Raw genomic sequence first — 17584 nt, forward strand, 5'->3', positions numbered from 1 at the left:
GGTGCCCCTCTCGGCTCACTCGCCGCGGTACAGCTGGCGCTTGTCGATGTAGCGCACGACCCCGTCCGGCACCAGATACCAGATGGGGTCTCCCTTGGCGACTCTCGCACGGCAGTCCGTGGAGGAGATGGCGAGGGCCGGGACCTCGACGAGGGAGACACCGCCCTCCGGGAGCCCGGAGTCGTCGAGGTGGTGGCCGGGCCGGGTGACCCCGACGAAGTGCGCCAGGGAGAACAGTTCCGCGCTGTCCCGCCAGGTCAGGATCTGGGCGAGGGCGTCGGCGCCGGTGATGAAGAACAGGTCCGTGTCCGGGTTGAGGGCCCGCAGGTCGCGCAGGGTGTCCACGGTGTAGGTGGGGCCGCCGCGGTCGATGTCGATGCGGCTCACCGAGAACTGGGGGTTCTCGGCGGTCGCGATCACCGTCATCAGGTAGCGGTCCTCGGCCGGGGAGACCTGGCGGTGGCTCTTCTGCCAGGGCTGGCCGGTCGGGACGAACACCACCTCGTCGAGGTGGAACTGCGCGGCGACCTCGCTGGCCGCCACGAGGTGCCCGTGGTGGATCGGGTCGAAGGTGCCGCCCATGACGCCGAGGCGGCGCTTGCCGGGGTTCGACGGGCCGCCGCCGGGGCCGTCCCCGCGGTGGGGTGCCGGGTGGCGCTCGGCGTGGCGCGCCGTGTCCTGGGCCGTGTCGCCGGGCGTGATGTTCGCCGGACCGGTAGGCATGTCCTGCTCTCCCATGCGTGCAGACCCTACCGGCCCGGCCTGAGGGCCCCGGCCGTCAGTCCCCGCGGGGGCTTGCCGTCCAGGGCGCTGTCCGGCCTCAGCGGTCGCGGTTGAAACGGGTGGTGACCCACAGCAGGAGCAGCAGGACGAACAGCGCGCCGCCGCCGGTCAGGTAGGGGCTGAGGCTCTCGTGGTTGCCGCCGTGCTCCTGGCCCTCGGCGGCGAGGGTGACCAACTGGGCAGCGGTGCTGTGGAAGCTCATCTTCGGCAGGACCTATCGCGTGTGGGCGGGACAAAGACGTCGGCTCATCGTAAGCGGGGTGCCCGACGGCGATCACGCCGACTCCGCCCTGTGGCCGCCGCCGCGCCTGTCCCGGCCCGGCGGGGAACTTCCCGCGCGGCTCAGTCGTCCTTGTGTCTGTAGCCCCGCAACAAGAACCACGCGGTCAGCGCACACCCCACGATCATCACGACCAGGACGACCCGGAGCAGGTTCCCGGTCCCCTGCTGCCCGGCGGCGCCCGCCGCCGTGGTGAGCCAGGTGGCCGGAGGGGTGTGCTCCATGACGCGGTCTCCTTCGCTGTCCTGCCCGTCCACCGTATCTCCGCCTAGGCTGGGCTCTGCCTCGGGGACGCAAAAGGCCGCACAAGGGGCCGCAAAGGTCCGTACACACGCACATGGGGGAAGACATGGCCGACGGCCACGAGCACAACGGGCACGCGCACGTGCCGGGCAGGCAGCGCAGGCGCTTCCCCGGGATCTCCTCGCGTGCTTACGAGCATCCCGCCGACCGTTCCGCCCTGGTGGCGCTGCGCAGGCTGAGCGGGTTCGACACGGTGTTCAAGGCCCTCAGCGGCCTGCTGCCCGAGCGCAGCCTGCGGCTGCTGTTCCTGTCCGACTCGGTGCGTGTGTCGGACCGGCAGTTCGCGCACCTCAACGACATGCTGCGGGACGCCTGCTACATCCTGGACCTGGAGAAGGTCCCGCCGATGTACGTCAACCAGGACCCGCAGCCGAACGCGATGTGCATCGGTCTTGACGAGCCGATCATCGTCGTCACCACGGGGCTCGTCGAGCTGCTGGACGAGGAGGAGATGCGGGCGGTCATCGGCCACGAGGTCGGCCACGCGCTGTCCGGGCACGCGGTGTACCGCACGATCCTGCTGTTCCTGACCAGTCTCGCCGTCCGGGTGGCGTGGATCCCGCTCGGCAATCTGGCGATCATGGCGATCGTGACCGCGCTGCGGGAGTGGTTCCGCAAGTCGGAGCTGTCCGCGGACCGGGCGGGGCTGCTGGTCGGGCAGGACCTCCAGGCGTCCATGCGGGGCCTGATGAAGATCGCGGGCGGCAACCATCTGCACGAGATGAACGTGGACGCCTTCCTGGAGCAGGCCGAGGAGTACGAGGCGGGCGGCGATCTGCGCGACTCCGTGCTGAAGATCATGAACGTGCTGCCCCGGAGCCACCCCTTCACCGCCGTGCGGGCGGCCGAGCTGAAGAAGTGGGCCGAGTCCCGGGACCACCAGCGGATCATGGACGGTCACTATCCGCGGCGGGACGACGACAAGGACGCCTCGGTGCGGGACTCCTGGCGGGAGTCGGCGTCCAGCTACGCCGGCGACGTCAAGAGCTCCAAGGACCCGCTGATGAAGCTGGTCAGCGACATCGCCGACGGCGCCGGTGACCTGGGTAACCGGGTCCGTCGCGGCTTCAGCGGCTTCACGGCCCCGAGGCCGCCCCGGGGTCCCGAGGACCCGGGGACGTCGGACACCCGGGAGAACCGCCCGCCGCGCGACGAGGAGTGAGACCCGGGGGCGGCTTCCGCAGCCGCCCGCGGCGCGGCAGTGGCCCCAGCGGCTCCCGCCCGGCGGCACGGGCCGGCTGTCCGGCCCACCCGGGGGCTCATCCGAACCCGGCGCTCACCCTGTCCGCTCGCCCCGCCGCTCACCCTGTCGGCTCACCTCGCCGGCTCACACCTTCGGCTGCGCACTCCTCGCCAGCGATCCGCACAGCGCGGTCGCGCTGCCCGTGGCGTAGGGGTCCGTGCCCGCGGGGCCGCCCGCCCTGGCGGTCTGGTCGGCGAGCAGGGGGCGCAGGTGGTTCGTGGCGTCGTCCGCGCAGGACAGCGGGCCGGCCTGGACGTAGGAGACGACCAGCTGGGCCTGGTGCACGCGCAGGTCGTCGCGGTCGAAGCGGAACTGCAGCTCGCGCCGGACGGTGAACAGGGACGCCTTGGCCCCGGCCGCGGCGCCGACCGGCCGCAGCGCGTACACGAAGGTGTGGTCGGCGGTGACCTCGAGGGTGGCGGCGTCGGACTCGGCGGCCTGGAGGGTGCCCTGGACCCGGATCTTGCGGTCGGCCAGTTCGGCGCGGGAGGGGTCGATGCGCACCAGCCAGCCGGTGGGGGCGTGCCGCCCGTCCGCGGCGGGGCGCGCGAAGCTCTCGTCGAACTGGTCGAGCTGGTCGGGGTCGAGCAGCACGCGGGCGGGCCGGACCTTCCCGCCGAGGAGCACCTCGGGGTCGAGCGCGGAACGGACGATGTAGTCCTTGGCGGTCGTCAGGGCGGTCACGACCTGGCTGTCGGAGAAGTGCGCGGTGCGCCGGGAGGCGGGCAGCGTGATGCCCTCCGCGCCGATCCGGAACTGCGCGGCGGGGCTGCGCTCGTAAAGCTGTTCGACGTCGGCGGTGCCGGGCACCCGGCCCTCAGGGGCGAGCGGGATGACGGTCATCCGCAACGGTTCGGCCGGGACCTGCGCGGACGGGGACTGGTACGGGTGCCGGACCCCCATGTAGATCGCCGTGCCGAAGGCCAGGGCGATCAGTACGACGAGCACGAGCACCTGCCGGGACAGTCCCCGGCGCAGTGGCGGGCGGCGGCGTACGGCGGGGGCGTGGTCGGCGATGCGCTCCTGGGCGGAGTACTCCTGGAGGCGGGCAGCGCGGACGAACGATTCGTCGAAGACGACGGACCGGTACTCGTCCTCTCCACCTCCTGGGACTCCCTCGGGTGTCCCCTCGGGCGGTTCTCCAGGCCCTCCCATACCTTCAGGGTAGGTCGCCGCAAGCGCCGGTAAACGCCCCGTCCCGCCACAAGTTCTGACAGGTTCTCAACAGCATCGCCCGGGGTGCGCGGCCGCGCCCCCGGCCCGTTTCAGGGGCTGCGCGGGATGACCGAGAGGGCCGGCTGGGAGTGGTCGGCGGACGCGGAGGGGGCCGCCGCGCTGCCCTGTTCCAGGCCCGTCGAGGCGGGCGGCGGCACCTTGTCCTCACGGCTGGAGGAGGCGCCCCGGTAGACGGCCGTGAAGGCCAGCGCGACCATGCCGATGCCCATCACGAGGGCCAGGATCCAGGCGACGGGCCGGTGCCAGCGGACCTGGTTGCCGTAGCGGGGGCCGGGGGCGCCGTAGCGGTCCTCCAGGAAGTCCGGGTCGTCCAGGTCGTCGAAGTCGGGCTCGGGTCCGAGATCGCCGCGGCGGTAGCCGTCGTCGTAGCGCTCGGCTCTGCCGTGCGCCCGGCGTGCCTCGGCCTCGAAGGCCTCGGCTCTCGCCTGCGCGGCGGCCAGGAGGCGTTCGACGGCGGTGGGCTCGTGGACCACGGCCGCCCGTACGAAGGCCTCGTCGAAGACCACGGAGGCGAACTCTTCGTCCGACACCCCGCGGTCGTGGTCGTCGTCGGGCTCCCAGCCGTCAGGGAACGGCGTGCCCCCCACGTCCTCCGGCACGGAACCAGAGTAGACCTGGGGGGTCAATTTGGGCAGACGGTGGGGAAATTCATCCGGCTGGTGAGACGCCTCTCACGCGGTGGTGTGCGGCGCGCACGCCGGGTGGGGCTCCCCGTGCGCGCCGGCCTCAGCGCCGTACGTGCCCGTCGCCGGTCACGATGTACTTCGTGCTGGTGAGCTCCGGCAGGCCCATGGGGCCGCGGGCGTGCAGCTTCTGCGTGGAGATGCCGATCTCCGCGCCGAAGCCGAACTGGCCGCCGTCGGTGAAGCGGGTGGAGGCGTTCACGGCGACGGTGGTGGAGTCGACCAGCTGGGTGAAGCGGCGGGCGGCCTGCTGGGAGGTGGTGACGATGGCCTCGGTGTGGCCGGAGGTCCACAGCCGGATGTGTTCGACGGCCTTGTCGAGGGAGTCCACCACCGCGGCGGCGATGTCGTGGGAGAGGTACTCGGTCTCCCAGTCCTCGGCGGTCGCCTCGACGACGGTCGCCTTGGAGTCCTTGGCGTAGGCCATCACGCGCTCGTCGGCGTGCACGGTGACCCCGGCCTCCGCGAGGGCGTCCAGGGCGCGCGGCAGGAACTCGGCGGCGATGTCCTGGTGGACCAGCAGGGTCTCGGCGGCGTTGCAGACGCCGACCCGCTGAGCCTTGGAGTTGATCAGGATCTCGACGGCCATGTCGAGGTCGGCGGCGGCGTCGACGTAGACGTGGCAGTTGCCGGTGCCGGTCTCGATGACCGGGACGACGGACTCCTGGACCACCGTGTTGATCAGCGAGGCGCCGCCGCGCGGGATCAGCACGTCGACCAGGCCCCGGGCGCGCATCAGCTCGCGCACGCTGTCCCGGCTCTCGCCGGGCACCAGCTGGATGGCGTCGGCGGGCAGCCCGGCCCCGCCCACGGCGTCGCGCAGGACCCGCACCAGCGCGGTGTTCGACCGGTAGGCCGAGGAGGAGCCGCGCAGCAGCACCGCGTTGCCGGACTTCAGGCACAGGGCGGCGGCGTCGACGGTCACGTTCGGGCGGCCCTCGTAGATGATCCCGACCACGCCGAGCGGCACCCGGACCTGGCGCAGGTCGATGCCGTTGGGCAGCGTGGAGCCGCGCACGACCTCGCCGACCGGGTCGGGCAGGGCGGCGACATCGCGCACGTCGGAGGCGATGGCCCGCACCCGCTCCGGGGTGAGCGTGAGCCGGTCGATCATGCCCTCGCTGGTGCCGGCCTCCCGCGCCTTGGCCACGTCCTGGGCGTTGGCCTCGACGATCTCGGCCGTACGGACCTCCAGCGCGTCCGCGATGGCGAGCAGCGCGTCGTCCTTATCGGCCCGCGGCAGCGGCGCGAGGCTGGCTGCGGCGGCCTTGGCGCGGTAGGCGGCCTGGGTGACCGGGGACATCGAGTCGTACGGCGAAAGCGTGGTCATGAGGGAAGGGTAGTGCGCCGACGGGGCCGGTCCGCCGGTCGTTCCACACCCCGAGACGGGATCAATCAGGGATCAATCACCCCGGAGCCCGAGAATGCCTGCCATAGCGCACGAAACCGGGCTCAGAAGGGGTGGACCCCGACCGGCGACGCGGGTCGCGGGCCGTAGCCCTCCGCGATGCGCTGGTGGTAGGTCGCCCGGTCGATGACCTCCAGCCCGACGATCTCCCAGGGCGGCAGCCCGGCGGTCTGGCGGTGCTCGCCCCACAGGCGCAGCGCGACGGCCGCGGCGTCGTGCAGGTCGCGGGCCTCCTCCCAGTACCGGATCTCCGCGTGGTCGGTGGCGTACCGGCTGGTCAGCAGGAAGGGATGGTCGTGGGCGAGCTGCTCCAGGGCACGCCGGACCTCCGCCAGCGGGGCCTGTTTCCCGGAGACGCTGAGGGTGATGTGCCACAGCCGCGGGGTGTCCGCCGGCTCCTCGCCGGAGAACCGCTCCCCGGCCGCGACGCTCGCCAGGGGGCGTTCCTCGCCGGCCGCCCGGGAGCCGGCACCACCGCGGGACGCCGTCGTCCCTGGGCGCACTCGTCTCACGACGGCCTCCTTTACACAGCGGTGTGCTCGCGCGGAATGTGTCTCTGGGACAAAGTTGAGCAGGCCGCAAGGGATCGCGTGGCACTTTTGCGGAACGTCCACCGCCGGGATCGGACGTTTCGATGCATTACGGGCCGCCGTACGGGTCCTCACGGACCTCCGTACGGTTTCCCCGAGGGACGGCGGCCGGCTACGGGTGCAGGACCACCAGGTCGTCCCGGTGGACGACCTCGCGCTCGTAGGCCGGGCCGAGGTCGCGGGCGAGTTCGCGGGTCGAGCGGCCGATGAGCCGGGGGATCTCCTTGGCGTCGAAGTTGACCAGGCCCCGGGCCACCGCCCGCCCCTCGGTGTCGCGCAGCTCGACCGGGTCGCCCGCGTTGAACTCGCCCTCCACGGCGGCGATGCCGGCCGGCAGCAGCGACTTGCGGCGCTCCACGACGGCCCGTACGGCACCGTCGTCCAGGGTCAGCGAGCCCTGCGGGGTGGAGGCGTGCTGGAGCCAGAGCAGCCGGTCGGCGGAGCGCTTGCCGGTGGGGTGGAAGTAGGTGCCGGTGTCCTGGCCGGTCAGCGCGTCGGCGGCGTGGATCGCGCTGGTCAGCACGACGGGGATGCCGGCGGCGGCCGCGATCCGGGCGGCCTCGACCTTGGTGACCATGCCGCCGGTGCCGACTCCGGCCTTGCCCGCGCTGCCGATCTCGACGTGCGCGAGGTCCTCGGGCCCGCGCACCTCGGCGATCCGGGAGGTGCCCGGCCTGCCGGGGTCGCCGTCGTACACGCCGTCCACGTCGGAGAGCAGGACCAGCAGGTCGGCGTGGACCAGGTGGGCGACGAGGGCGGCGAGGCGGTCGTTGTCGCCGAAGCGGATCTCGTCGGTGGCGACGGTGTCGTTCTCGTTGACGATCGGGAAGGCGCCCATCGCGAGCAGCTTGTCCAGCGTGCGGGAGGCGTTGCGGTGGTGGGCGCGGCGGCTCATGTCGTCGCTGGTCAGCAGCACCTGGCCGACGCGCACGCCGTAGCGGGCGAAGGAGGCGGTGTAGCGGGCGACGAGCAGGCCCTGGCCGACGCTGGCGGCGGCCTGCTGGCGGGCCAGGTCCCTGGGGCGGCGGCGCAGGCCCAGCGGGGCGAGGCCCGCGGCGATGGCGCCGGAGGAGACCAGCACGATCTCCTTCTCTCCCCCGCTGCGGACCTTGGCGAGGACGTCGACGAGCGCGTCGACCCGGTCGGCGTCCAGGCCGCCCGAGGCGGTGGTCAGCGACGAGGAGCCCACCTTGACGACGATCCTGCGGGCTTCGCCCACGGCCTGCCTTGCGCCTGCCACCTGTGTTCTTCCCCCTCGCGTGCGTCCGGTCCGCTGCCCGTCGGGAAGGCCCTTCCCTCTCCGGCAATCTACGCGAAGCGGCCCGGGCGCCGCGCACCGGTCCAGTCCACGGACGCCCCGCCGGTCACGTTTTGCTTCTCTTTGCTCACGGGTCGCATACGGCAAAAAGGTTGTGTTGGTTGCCTGTAGAAATCAAAGAGCGCGTAAACATATGTTGAACTGCGTGCCACACAACGTTCGCCGCGTGAAGCGGATCCTCCTCCGCTCGGGCAAGAGCCCCTACGACGTCGTGTCCGTGGAGGACGCCCTCCAGCGCGATGTCATCGCCACCAACTCCGGCAATCTCATCTTCAGTGACGCCGCGCACAAGATTCTCGAGACTCCGCACACCGAGGTCGTCTCGAACGGCATACGCACGGACGTGGCCGCGGCCGGCCGGATCAACGAGGAGTACGACGCTTTCGTCGTGCCGCTCGCCAACGCCTTCCGGCCGTCCTTCGAGCCCCAGTTGAAGCGGCTGACGCGGCTGATCAGGAAGCTGCGGATCCCCGTGGTCGTGCTGGGCGTCGGCGCCCAGGCCGGGGTGAGCTACAACGCGGCGCGGCTGAAGCCGATGGAGCCGGCCGTGCGCGACTTCGTCTCGGCGGTGCTGGACCGCAGCGCCTCCATCGGGGTGCGCGGTGAGTTCACCGAGCGGTACCTGAGGGACCTGGGCTTTCGCGACGTGGAGGTCATCGGCTGCCCGTCGCTGTTCCTGTACGGCAAGGAACTCGCCGTACAGAAGCGGGAGCAGGAGCTGACGAGCGCCTCCCGGATCGCGGTCAACGGCTCGCACAACGCGGTGCGCAAGCAGGGCCTGGACGCGATCATCCGGCGTGCCCACGCCCGCTACCCGCATCTGCGGTTCATCGGCCAGAACCTCAGCGACGCCCGGCAGTTGCACTGGCGGGACCTGTCCGACCCGAACGGGCAGGTGACGCAGATGCCGACGCACCCGGACCATCCGATGTACCGGGAGGGCAAGGTCCGCGTCTACATCGACCCGGCCACCTGGATCGACGACCTGCGCGGCTTCGACTTCTCCTTCGGCTCGCGCATCCACGGCAACATCGCGGCGCTGCTGGCCGGTACGCCCGCGACCGTGCTGTGCGGCGACTCCCGCACCCTGGAGCTGTGCCGCTACTTCGAGATCCCGCACCGGCTGCTCGAGAAGCTGCCCGAGGACCTCGACGCGGCGCGGCTGTACGAGGAGGCCGACTTCTCCGCGCTGACGGGGAATCACCAGACGCGCTTCGAGCGGTTCACGGCGTTCCTGGACCGCAACGGGCTGGAGAACACCTTCACGCACGGCGACGGCGGGGCCGCCTTCGAGGAGCGCATGCGGTCGCTGGCCTTCCCGCCGGGCATCCGTCCCTGGAACGACACCGACCTGGCCTCCCTCGGCGCGCGCATGGGCTGGCTGAACAGCCGGGTCACCGAACTGTCCGCGGACAACGACCGGTTGCGGCGCGAGCTGGCCCGGGCCAAGGCCGCGGCGAAGGCACCCGCGAGCACGCCGGTGACGAGCGCGGTGTACCGCAAGGCACGCCGGGTGGTGGGCCGCCCCCTCCGGCGGGCCCTCCAGGCGGGCCGGCAGTAGGGACGGCACGACTGGAACGCGCCGGACCAGCGCGCTTGCGGGAGGGGCCGGTACAGGTGGCGCAGCTCTGGGCAGCGCACTTCCGGGTGGCGCGGCGCCGGGCGGACGCTTGCAGGCGGCGCAGCTGCGGGCGGGCTCGCCAAACGGTGCACGTCCAGGTGAAGCAGCTCCGAGCGGTGCAGCTCCGGGGGGCGCTCCCCGGGTGCTCGCAGCCACTCCCCCGCGCACTCCCAGCCAGGCGTTTCCCCACCGGGCGTTTGCGAGGGCGCACAGGGTTGGGCGCTTCGCGGGGCCATAGCATTCGCGGTCGCTGCAGGGCTTCAGGACACGCGCGTGTCGTCCAGAGGTCGGTGCGCGTTAACCCGTGCGCCTGTCCCGCGACGAACCTGGAGTGACCGCAGTGCCCCTACCCCTGCCCCGGCGACGGCAGCCGACTTCCCGTCCCCCAGCTCCCCGGCCCGGTATCACCCCCGTCCTGGGCCGGGCCGTACGGTCCCTGCGGCGGCCGGCCGCCGCCAAGGCGCTGGTCGTCGCCGTCCTGGCCGCGGCCTTCGGCGCGCAGGCCGTGGCGGCGCTGCTGCCGCACGTGCCGCTGCTGCTCGCGGCGACCGCCGCGTCGCTGGCCACCGAGGCCGCCCTGTACCGCTGGCAGCGCGGCGTGCTGTTGCTGTTCGCGAAGTCGCACGCGGACCTCACCGTGCGGCACGTCCTGCGGGATCTGCTGCTGGTCGTGGCGCTGCTGCGGCTCGGCGAGCAGGACCGCGAGCCGGCGTACGCCCCGCTCGTGGCCGGCCTGCTCGTCTTCTACGCGCTGCACTGCGCGATCCAGGCGGTCTCGGTACTGGTGCGCCGGACCCGGACGCTGCCGGTGGTGACGCGCAACATCGACGCCTCCGCGCTGCGGCTGTCCCCGGCCCCGCCCGCGCTGCTGCGCCGCCCGGGCCACCGGCTGCTGGCGTTCGGGCTGCCGGCGACGGCCGGACTGCTCGCCACGGCGGTCACCGACCGGCCGCTGTACGGGGCGGTGGGCCTCGCCCTGGCGCTGGTGCCGGCGCTGGCCGGCCTGGGCGCCCTGCTGCTGCGGCTGCTGCCGGGACGCCGTCCGGCGGGCGAGCAGGAGGTGCTGGACTGGTTCGACGCGTGGCTGGCGGAGTACCGGCCGACGGTCGGCCTGTACTTCTCCGGCGGCGCGTCCTCCGCGTACCAGGCGAACATGTGGCTGGAGCCGCTCGCCAAGCTGGAGGGCCGGCCGTTGATCGTCCTGCGGGAGCGGTTCATGGTGCAGAAGATCGCCGCGACCGACCTCCCGATCGTCTGCCTGCCGAAGGTCTCCACGCTGATGCGCCTGGAGCACTCCACGCTCCAGGTCCTCATCCACCCGTCGAACTCGGGCAAGACCTCGCAGGTGCTGCGCATCCCCACGATCAAGCACACCTTCGTCAACCACGGGGAGAGCGACAAGCTGTCCTCGTGCAACCCGTACGCGAAGGCGTACGACGAGGTGTGGGTGGCCGGGCCCGCCGCCCGGGAGCGGTACGCGCTGGCCGACGTCGGGGTCGAGGACAAGGACGTGGTGGAGATCGGCCGCCCGCAGCTGGACGGCGTACGGCCGTACGCGGGGCCGCCCACGGGTGCGTACACGACGGTGCTGTACGCGCCGACCTGGGAGGGCTGGGACGGCAACCCCGGCAACACCTCCGTGATCGCGGCCGGGGAGAACCTGGTGCGGGCGCTGCTCGCGGACCCGGGGGTACGGCTGCTGTACAAGCCGCATCCGCTGACCGGGTCGGTGGATCCGCGGGCGGGCGCCGCGGACCTGCGCATCCGGGAGCTGATCCGGGCGGCGAACCGGGAGCGGGCCCTGGAGCGACCCGCTGCCGACGGTGAACTGTCCCTGCGTACAGCCGAGTTGGACCGGCTGACCACGTCCGTGTTCCGGGCCGGCGCCGACCAGGTGGAGCGGATGCTGCTGCAGGGCGCACCCGAGCCCGGGCGGGCCGAGGCGGTGGCGCGGGCGACGGCCGCCTGGGAGGAGGCGTACTGGGCGTCGCTGCCCGAGGGGGAGCACCAGATCGTCACGGACGCCCACCCGGCGCTGTACTCCTGCTTCAACCAGGCCGACCTGCTGATCAGTGACGTGTCGAGCGTGATCAGCGACTTCCTGGCGAGCGAGAAGCCGTACGCGGTGGCGAACACCAGCGGGCTGCCCGAGGAGGCGTTCCGCGCGGCCTTCCCGACGGTGGCGGCGGCGACCGTGCTGACGCCGGACGCGGCCGGGGTCCCGCAGCTGCTCAAGACCGTGCGGCACCCGGAGCACGACCGCCTGGCCGAGGCCCGCGCGCAGCTGAAGCGCCGTCTGCTGGGCCCGGCCGAGCCGCCGTCCCAGGAGCGCTTCAACGCGGCGGTGCGGTCCCTGTGCGAGGCGGCCCGGGACCACCGGACCCGCACGGCACAGCGCCCGACCGCGGAACTCCCGGCCCAGCGCAGGGCGACCGGCCGGGAACACCCGGCCGCCCAGGGCGCCGTGGCCGCTCCGGATACGGCCCCGTAGCCCTGCCCGGGCGCGGCCGGGCCGGGGCCGGGGACACCCCCGCCGCGGGACGGCGCCCGGGGCGCGGTATCGGGCACGCCCGCCCACCGAGCGGTGCTGCTCTGCTCCGGGCCGGGGCCCGGCCGGGCCGTCAGGCCGCCGCGGTCGTCCCGCCCGGGGTCACCCGCTTCGACGAGGTCAGCAGGCGGCGGGCCTTGCGGGCCGCGCGGCGCACGAGGGAGTCGACGCCGCCCTCGCGGTAGCCGAGGAAGGCGCGGGCCTCACGGGGCTCGGCGAGGTAGACCGAGTCGGGGATGCCCGCCTCGCGGTCGCGGAAGTGGGGGTAGACCAGGTAGACGCGGCGGCCCTTCTTCTCCAGGAGCGCCGCCGCCTGCTTCTTGGCCTTGACGAACTTCACCACGTCGAGGAGCAGGTCGGGGCGCTGCTCGGCGACCAGGTGCAGCCGCAGGCGCTCGTGGACCTTGAGGCGATGGGCGACGCCCTCGGTCCAGTAGGCGTCCATCAGCGGCTTGGCCAGCTCGAACTTGTGCCGGCGTATCTCCTCGCTGTCGGTGGCGTACTTGGGGCCGAACTGCGGCAGCAGCGTCACCACGAACGGGCGGACCATGAGCAGGTCGCGCCGGTCACCGGCCGGGACGTGCTCGGCGATCAGCTTCATCAGGGCACGGGCCGAGTCGAAGCGGAGGGTGTAGCTGCCGCTCTTGGTGACGTGCTTGCCGTCGTCGCGGCCCACCAGGTAGTAGCAGGTGTAGTCGGAGATCACCGACACGCCGTTCGCGCGCAGGTACGCCTCCATGGTGAACAGCGCGTCCTCACCGGTGAACAGCGACTCGTCGAACCGCATGCCGTGCCGGGTCAGCAGCTCGCGGCGGAACAGCTTCTGGGCGCTGAGCGTGAACTTGATGTTCGAGGAGAAGACGTCGGTGCGCTCTAGCGTCTTGCCCCACATCGACTTGGGCGCGGTGCGGTTGACGCCCTCGACCTTGCCGAGCACCACGTCCGTGCCGGCGCGGTCGGCCATGGCGACCATCCGCTGCAGCGCCTCGGGGCCCAGCCGGTCGTCGGCGTCGAGGAAGAAGACGTAGCGCCCGGCCGCCTTGCTCAGGCCGACGTTGCGCGGGCCGCTGGGGCCGCCGGAGTTCTCCTGCCGGATCACCGTGACGGGCATGGGGGCCCGGTCGGCGAACTCCTCGAGGTACTCCCCGGTGCCGTCCGTCGAACCGTCGTCGACGGCGATGACCTCGATGCGCTCCGGGTCGATGGTCTGTGCCTCGACGGACGCCAGGCACTCGACCAGATACGGCATCGCTTCGTACGCCCCGATGATCACACTGACATCAGGCTGCGTCACGTTTCCCCCTTGTCAACGGGATTTTTCCCCGTATCGCCTCAATCGCTACCTGATAGACGACTGACCCGCGTAAGCGGTTGCCTCAAACCCGTGTGTACGTGAGGTACCTCACACGGTGAACTGACAGGGAACACCGTATGTGCCCTCGGTAAGAGCACCCATGAGTACGGGTGAGGACGGGGAAAGGGCTCGGCTCCCGGGGGAATCCCCCGGGAGCCGAACCCTGGTGGCGCCACGCTGCCGGTCAGCCGGCGCCGACCCCGTCCGTGTCGTCCGCCGCCACCCGCTGCCCGGGCACGGCGTTGGCCAGTTCGGCCTCGGCACCACCGGCCTCGGCGACGTCGGTCTCGGTGCCGCCGACGGTGGCGCGCGTGGCCTGGCCGACGTTGCGGGTCTCGGCCTTCAGGGCGAGGTTGGCGACCGCGGTGTTGAACTGGTCGATGGACTTGGGCTCGTCCGGCCCCAGCAGGTACCGCTTGAGCTCCTTGCGGTCCTTAGCCAGCGGGTCGGAGGCGGGGTCACGGACCGCCGCCAGCAGCTCGCCCAGCTCGGCCGCGCTGTTGGACAGGATCACCGCGGCGCGCACCGCCGTGTTGGCCCGCTTGAACTCCTCCACGCCCAGCTCGGCGGAGTCGGTGACCGCGTACGGCTTGCCGCTGGCGATGAAGTCGGAGACCACGCTGGAGATGTCGGAGACCATCGCGTCGGAGACGTTGAAGCAGTCGTACAGACGCGGCTCGGCGCCGGTGATGACGCGGTGCTCCCAGGTGGGGAAGGAGCGCCAGTAGGCGCTGTTCCACTCGGCGCGCAGCCGGGCGATCTCCTCGTGCCGGTGCACGTCGACGATGCCGTCCCGGCTGCCCTCGGCCTCGTCGCCCTTGTCGCCGCCGGCGCCGGCCAGTTCGGCGATCCGGGCCTCGATGCGGGCCAGCTCGGCCTTGGCCTGCGCCTGGGCGGCGGTGTCGGCGGTGAAGCGGGGGTCGGCGGCGCGCTCGGCGGCGGCCTTCCCGACCAGGGCGGTGATGCGCTGGTGGGCGGCCTTGGCGTCCCTGCTGCGGGTGCCGGTGAAGGGGTGCGGCTTGTACAGGACACGCACCGGCGGGTCGGCGGTCACCAGGCGGCGGACGATGTTCTCGCCGGCCAGCAGGATCGAGGTGTTGCCCGGGTTGTCGTCCCAGCCCTCCCAGGTGGGGGCGTACAGGACCGTCGGGATACGGCCCTCCGGGACGCCCTGCCAGGTCTGGATGGGGGCCAGCTGCGGGCGGCCGACCTCGACGATGTCCTCGTCGCGGACGCCGACGTCGGCGATGGCGTAGCGGTCGCGGCCGGCCCGGCCGGCGGTCCACACCTCGTCGTAGACCTTGCTGAACGGGTTGACGCTGGCGAGCTTGTCGCTGTCCCCGTGGCCGATGAAGACGTGCTTCATCGTCGGGACGCGCAGCATGTGGATGTTCTTGCCGACGTTCGCCGCGTACAGCGCGACCCGCACCGTGGACAGGTCCATGTTCATCAGGTGCACCCCTCCGGGCACGCAGATGACGGGGACCGTGGTGGGCGCCAGGTTGGCCAGGATGACCCGCTCGCGCAGGATGATCAGCGGCCGGGTGCGGAGCTGCTCCATGGTCTCCAGCCACATGTTGACCTGGTAGGCGGAGTCCCTGGAGCCGGAGAAGTACAGCACCGTCTCGGGCTTGTACTCGCGCAGCCAGTCGTCGACGGCGGCCAGGACCGTCTCGGCCCTCGGCGGGACCTTCTTGCCGCGCACGTACGGCATGAGCGCGAGGACGTAGCCGGTGCTCGCCGCGAGGGTGATGCCGATGCCGAGGAAGCCGGCCACGGCCGAGCCCAGCTCCGCGGAGACCAGGATGCCCACGACCGCCGCGACGTCGAGGTGCAGCATCTTCTCGGCGGAGCGGTGCAGCAGCCCGCGCGGCGGGGCGTCCGGGATGCGGATGCGCGACTTCAGGTCGACGTTGCGGGTGGCGACCGGCATCCTGCGGCGGTTGCGGATCAGGGTGACCAGCGCGCCGTGCGGGGCCTGCAGGCCGTAGAAGGCGATGAAGCAGGCGATCGCCCCGTAGTAGATCAGGTTGTCCGCGAGGGACAGCCGGGCCAGCAGCAGGATGAGCAGCAGCTGGCGGATCAGGAAGCGGATCGACAGGCCGGCCCGTACCTTGCTCAGGCGGTTGATCAGGTAACTGCTCTTGCGGTGCAGATAGTGATCCGCCAGGTACGTCACGGCGGCCGCGGCCGCGAAGGCGGGGATGCTCGGGACGAGCGCGGCCAGCATGAGGGCGGGGAAGCCCGCCATCATGAGGACCGCCGCGGCCAGTTCGGCCGCGCTGCCCACCCGGGCGACGCGAATAGCGGTGCTTATCACGGAGAAACCTGCTCTTGGAGGGGGGAGGTGCCGGTTTTGTTGGGGAATGCGGCTGGTTTGTGAAATATGCGAGATGTACGGATCAGGCCCCCGCGTATCCCCTGATAACGCCGGGACGTTAACAGGAACCCGCAGAGGCCTGAATTACAGAAGTCTATGTACCGTCAATTATTACACGCCGTCCTGCCGGTCCAGCACGGAGGCCAGCGCCTGCTCGAAGCCGGACGCCTTGGCCGCGCCCGCGGTCGGGTCCTGCTGGCGGACGTCGATGACGTGGCCCGTCAGCTCCGACAGCAGCACGTCCAGCGAGGTGCGCGCCACGGCCTCGGAGGACAGCAGCGTACCGGCCGGCTCCTGCCCGAAGGCCTTGGTGCGCATCGGGGTGGCGGTGCGCTCCGGGTTGATGCAGTTGACGCGGATGCCATCGGCGGCCCACTCGTCGGACAGGGCCTGGGTGAGGTTCACCATGGCGGCCTTGGTGGAGGAGTACAGGCTGTACTCGGCGCGGCCGCGGGTGTAGCTGCTGGAGGTGTACAGCAGCAGCTGGCCCTTGGTCTCGGACAGGTACTTGTACGAGGAGCGGGCGATCTGCACCGGGGCCAGGTAGTTGACCTTCAGCGCCTCCTCGATGGTGGCGTTGTCGGTCTCGGCGAGCTTGCCTATGCGCAGCACACCGGCGGTGTTGACCACGTAGTCGATCCGCCCGGTCTCGGCGTACGCCTTGGACAGCGCGTCGTCGACCTCCTCCGGGTTCTCCACGTGGGTGCCGGTGGTGGAGCGGCCCAGCGCGTAGACCTTGGCGCCGTAGGACTCGGCGAGTTCGGCGATGTCCTTGCCGATGCCGTAGGAGCCGCCGAAGACGACCAGCGTCCTGCCGGTGAGGGCCTGGCGGTAGGCCTCGTCGCCGTTCTGCTCGGGCGCGGCCGTCGAGGCCAGCTGGAAGAGCTTGTCGGCGATGAAGACGTCGACGGGCTGGGTGACCTTCATGTTGTACTCGTCGCCCGCGACGACGTGGATCGGCACGTCCGGGAGGTACCGCAGGACGACGGAGCAGTCGTCGGTGGCCTGGAAGTTGGGGTCGCCCGCGGCGATCTCGTAGGCCCGCTTGATCGTGGACAGCTTGAAGGCCTGCGGGGTCTGGCCGCGGCGCAGCCGGGAGCGGTCCGGGATCTCGGTGATGAACTCGCCGTCCTGGCCGTGGGTGCGCGTGACGATGATGGTGTCCGCGGACGGGATGGCCACGTCGACGGCCTGGTAGCGCTCGAGGGCGGCCACGCAGTCGTCTATGACGCGCTGCGAGAGCAGCGGGCGCACGGCGTCGTGGAAGAGGACGTTGAGGTCCTCGCCCTCGGCCAGGCCCTCGCCGAGGGCCGCGATGGCGCGCTCGGTGGTCTCGTTGCGCGTGGAGCCGCCCTCGATGACGCGCGAAACCTTCTTGAATCCGGCTTTCGCGACAATCTTCTCGACGTCGGGCACATAACCCGGAGCCATCAGCACGATGATGTCGTCGATCGAGTCGGCCTTCTCGAAGGTGGTCAGGGTGTGCTCGATGACTGCCTTGCCGGCGATCTTCAGCAGCTGCTTGGGGATCGACAGACCCACCCGCTGACCGGTACCGCCGGCCAGGATCACTGCGGTGGTACGGGGCTTGGCTATGTGCTGGGACACAGGTGACCTACCTTGGGGCGACAGGGAACCCGGAAATGGTCCCACTTGTGGTTACCGCAGTGCAAGGTGAGCGCCGACCACTGCATATGTGCGCGCTACCTGTCATTCACCTGGCACTCCTGGTGATTGACGAGACGGTTCCCCGAAGGCCCCTGGAATTGCTGTGAGTAACTCCACAGGAGTTCCCCGATCGCGCTGGGTGATGCGGTGTTGGCCCGTTCCCGCCCGG

At 71.6% G+C, this 17584-nt stretch carries 14 protein-coding genes; 3 read left to right on the plus strand and 11 right to left on the minus strand.

Annotated features, from left to right (window positions below; all coding sequences use genetic code 11):
- Positions 1-15: 15 nt before the first annotated feature.
- The 3 genes from nadD to AB0K80_RS01790 all read right to left on the minus strand — a co-directional run bounded on the left by nadD (position 16) and on the right by AB0K80_RS01790 (position 1287).
- Complete coding sequence (gene nadD / locus AB0K80_RS01780; protein ID WP_365664738.1) at positions 16-738, minus strand: nicotinate-nucleotide adenylyltransferase; 723 nt, start codon at positions 736-738, stop codon at positions 16-18.
- Between the two features lie 82 nt (positions 739-820).
- A complete protein-coding gene (locus tag AB0K80_RS01785; protein WP_365664739.1) occupies positions 821-985 on the minus strand; it encodes a hypothetical protein in 165 nt (54 codons plus the stop codon).
- Positions 986-1125: 140 nt separating this feature from the next.
- Positions 1126-1287: a hypothetical protein gene (locus tag AB0K80_RS01790; protein WP_365664741.1), complete on the minus strand. Its 162-nt coding sequence runs from the start codon at positions 1285-1287 to the stop codon at positions 1126-1128.
- A gap of 125 nt (positions 1288-1412) precedes the next feature.
- On the opposite strand from AB0K80_RS01790, the gene AB0K80_RS01795 reads away from it, so the two are divergent.
- Positions 1413-2528, plus strand: coding sequence for a M48 family metallopeptidase (locus AB0K80_RS01795; RefSeq protein WP_365664743.1), 1116 nt, complete (start codon positions 1413-1415; stop codon positions 2526-2528).
- Positions 2529-2693: 165 nt separating this feature from the next.
- Here AB0K80_RS01795 and AB0K80_RS01800 read toward each other — a convergent pair whose 3' ends face one another.
- From AB0K80_RS01800 to proB, 5 genes are all read right to left on the minus strand, one after another.
- Positions 2694-3764 (minus strand): hypothetical protein, encoded by a 1071-nt coding sequence (locus AB0K80_RS01800; protein WP_365664744.1) that lies wholly within the window; start codon positions 3762-3764, stop codon positions 2694-2696.
- 110 nt (positions 3765-3874) lie between these two features.
- Entirely contained in the window at positions 3875-4471 is a 597-nt protein-coding gene (locus AB0K80_RS01805) for a hypothetical protein (protein WP_365664746.1), read from the minus strand.
- 100 nt (positions 4472-4571) lie between these two features.
- On the minus strand, positions 4572-5858 hold the full coding sequence (locus AB0K80_RS01810) for a glutamate-5-semialdehyde dehydrogenase (RefSeq protein WP_365664748.1): 1287 nt from the start codon (positions 5856-5858) through the stop codon (positions 4572-4574).
- Between the two features lie 122 nt (positions 5859-5980).
- Positions 5981-6439 (minus strand): hypothetical protein, encoded by a 459-nt coding sequence (locus AB0K80_RS01815; protein WP_365664959.1) that lies wholly within the window; start codon positions 6437-6439, stop codon positions 5981-5983.
- A 199-nt stretch (positions 6440-6638) separates the two neighbouring features.
- The gene (gene proB / locus AB0K80_RS01820) at positions 6639-7766 is read right to left on the minus strand and encodes a glutamate 5-kinase (RefSeq protein WP_365664749.1); all 1128 of its coding nucleotides are present in this window, start codon (positions 7764-7766) and stop codon (positions 6639-6641) included.
- 211 nt (positions 7767-7977) lie between these two features.
- Here proB and AB0K80_RS01825 point away from each other — a divergent pair, with 211 nt between their 5' ends.
- Both AB0K80_RS01825 and AB0K80_RS01830 read left to right on the plus strand, forming a co-directional pair.
- The gene (locus AB0K80_RS01825; RefSeq protein WP_365664751.1) at positions 7978-9405 is read left to right on the plus strand and encodes a polysaccharide pyruvyl transferase family protein; all 1428 of its coding nucleotides are present in this window, start codon (positions 7978-7980) and stop codon (positions 9403-9405) included.
- 496 nt (positions 9406-9901) lie between these two features.
- Positions 9902-11956 (plus strand): hypothetical protein, encoded by a 2055-nt coding sequence (locus AB0K80_RS01830; RefSeq protein ID WP_365664961.1) that lies wholly within the window; start codon positions 9902-9904, stop codon positions 11954-11956.
- A gap of 130 nt (positions 11957-12086) precedes the next feature.
- Here the strand turns inward: AB0K80_RS01830 and AB0K80_RS01835 are convergent, their stop codons facing one another.
- From AB0K80_RS01835 to AB0K80_RS01845, 3 genes are all read right to left on the minus strand, one after another.
- The gene (locus AB0K80_RS01835) at positions 12087-13307 is read right to left on the minus strand and encodes a glycosyltransferase family 2 protein (protein ID WP_365664753.1); all 1221 of its coding nucleotides are present in this window, start codon (positions 13305-13307) and stop codon (positions 12087-12089) included.
- Between the two features lie 244 nt (positions 13308-13551).
- On the minus strand, positions 13552-15687 hold the full coding sequence (locus AB0K80_RS01840) for a hypothetical protein (protein ID WP_365664755.1): 2136 nt from the start codon (positions 15685-15687) through the stop codon (positions 13552-13554).
- Between the two features lie 171 nt (positions 15688-15858).
- Positions 15859-17355 carry a bifunctional cytidylyltransferase/SDR family oxidoreductase gene (locus AB0K80_RS01845; protein WP_365664757.1) on the minus strand — a complete coding sequence of 499 codons (1497 nt, stop codon included), beginning with the start codon at positions 17353-17355 and terminating at the stop codon, positions 15859-15861.
- Between the last annotated feature and the right edge of the window lie 229 nt (positions 17356-17584).

This window comes from Streptomyces sp. NPDC052682 (assembly GCF_040678435.1).
In the GTDB taxonomy this organism is placed as follows: Bacteria; Actinomycetota; Actinomycetes; order Streptomycetales; family Streptomycetaceae; genus Streptomyces.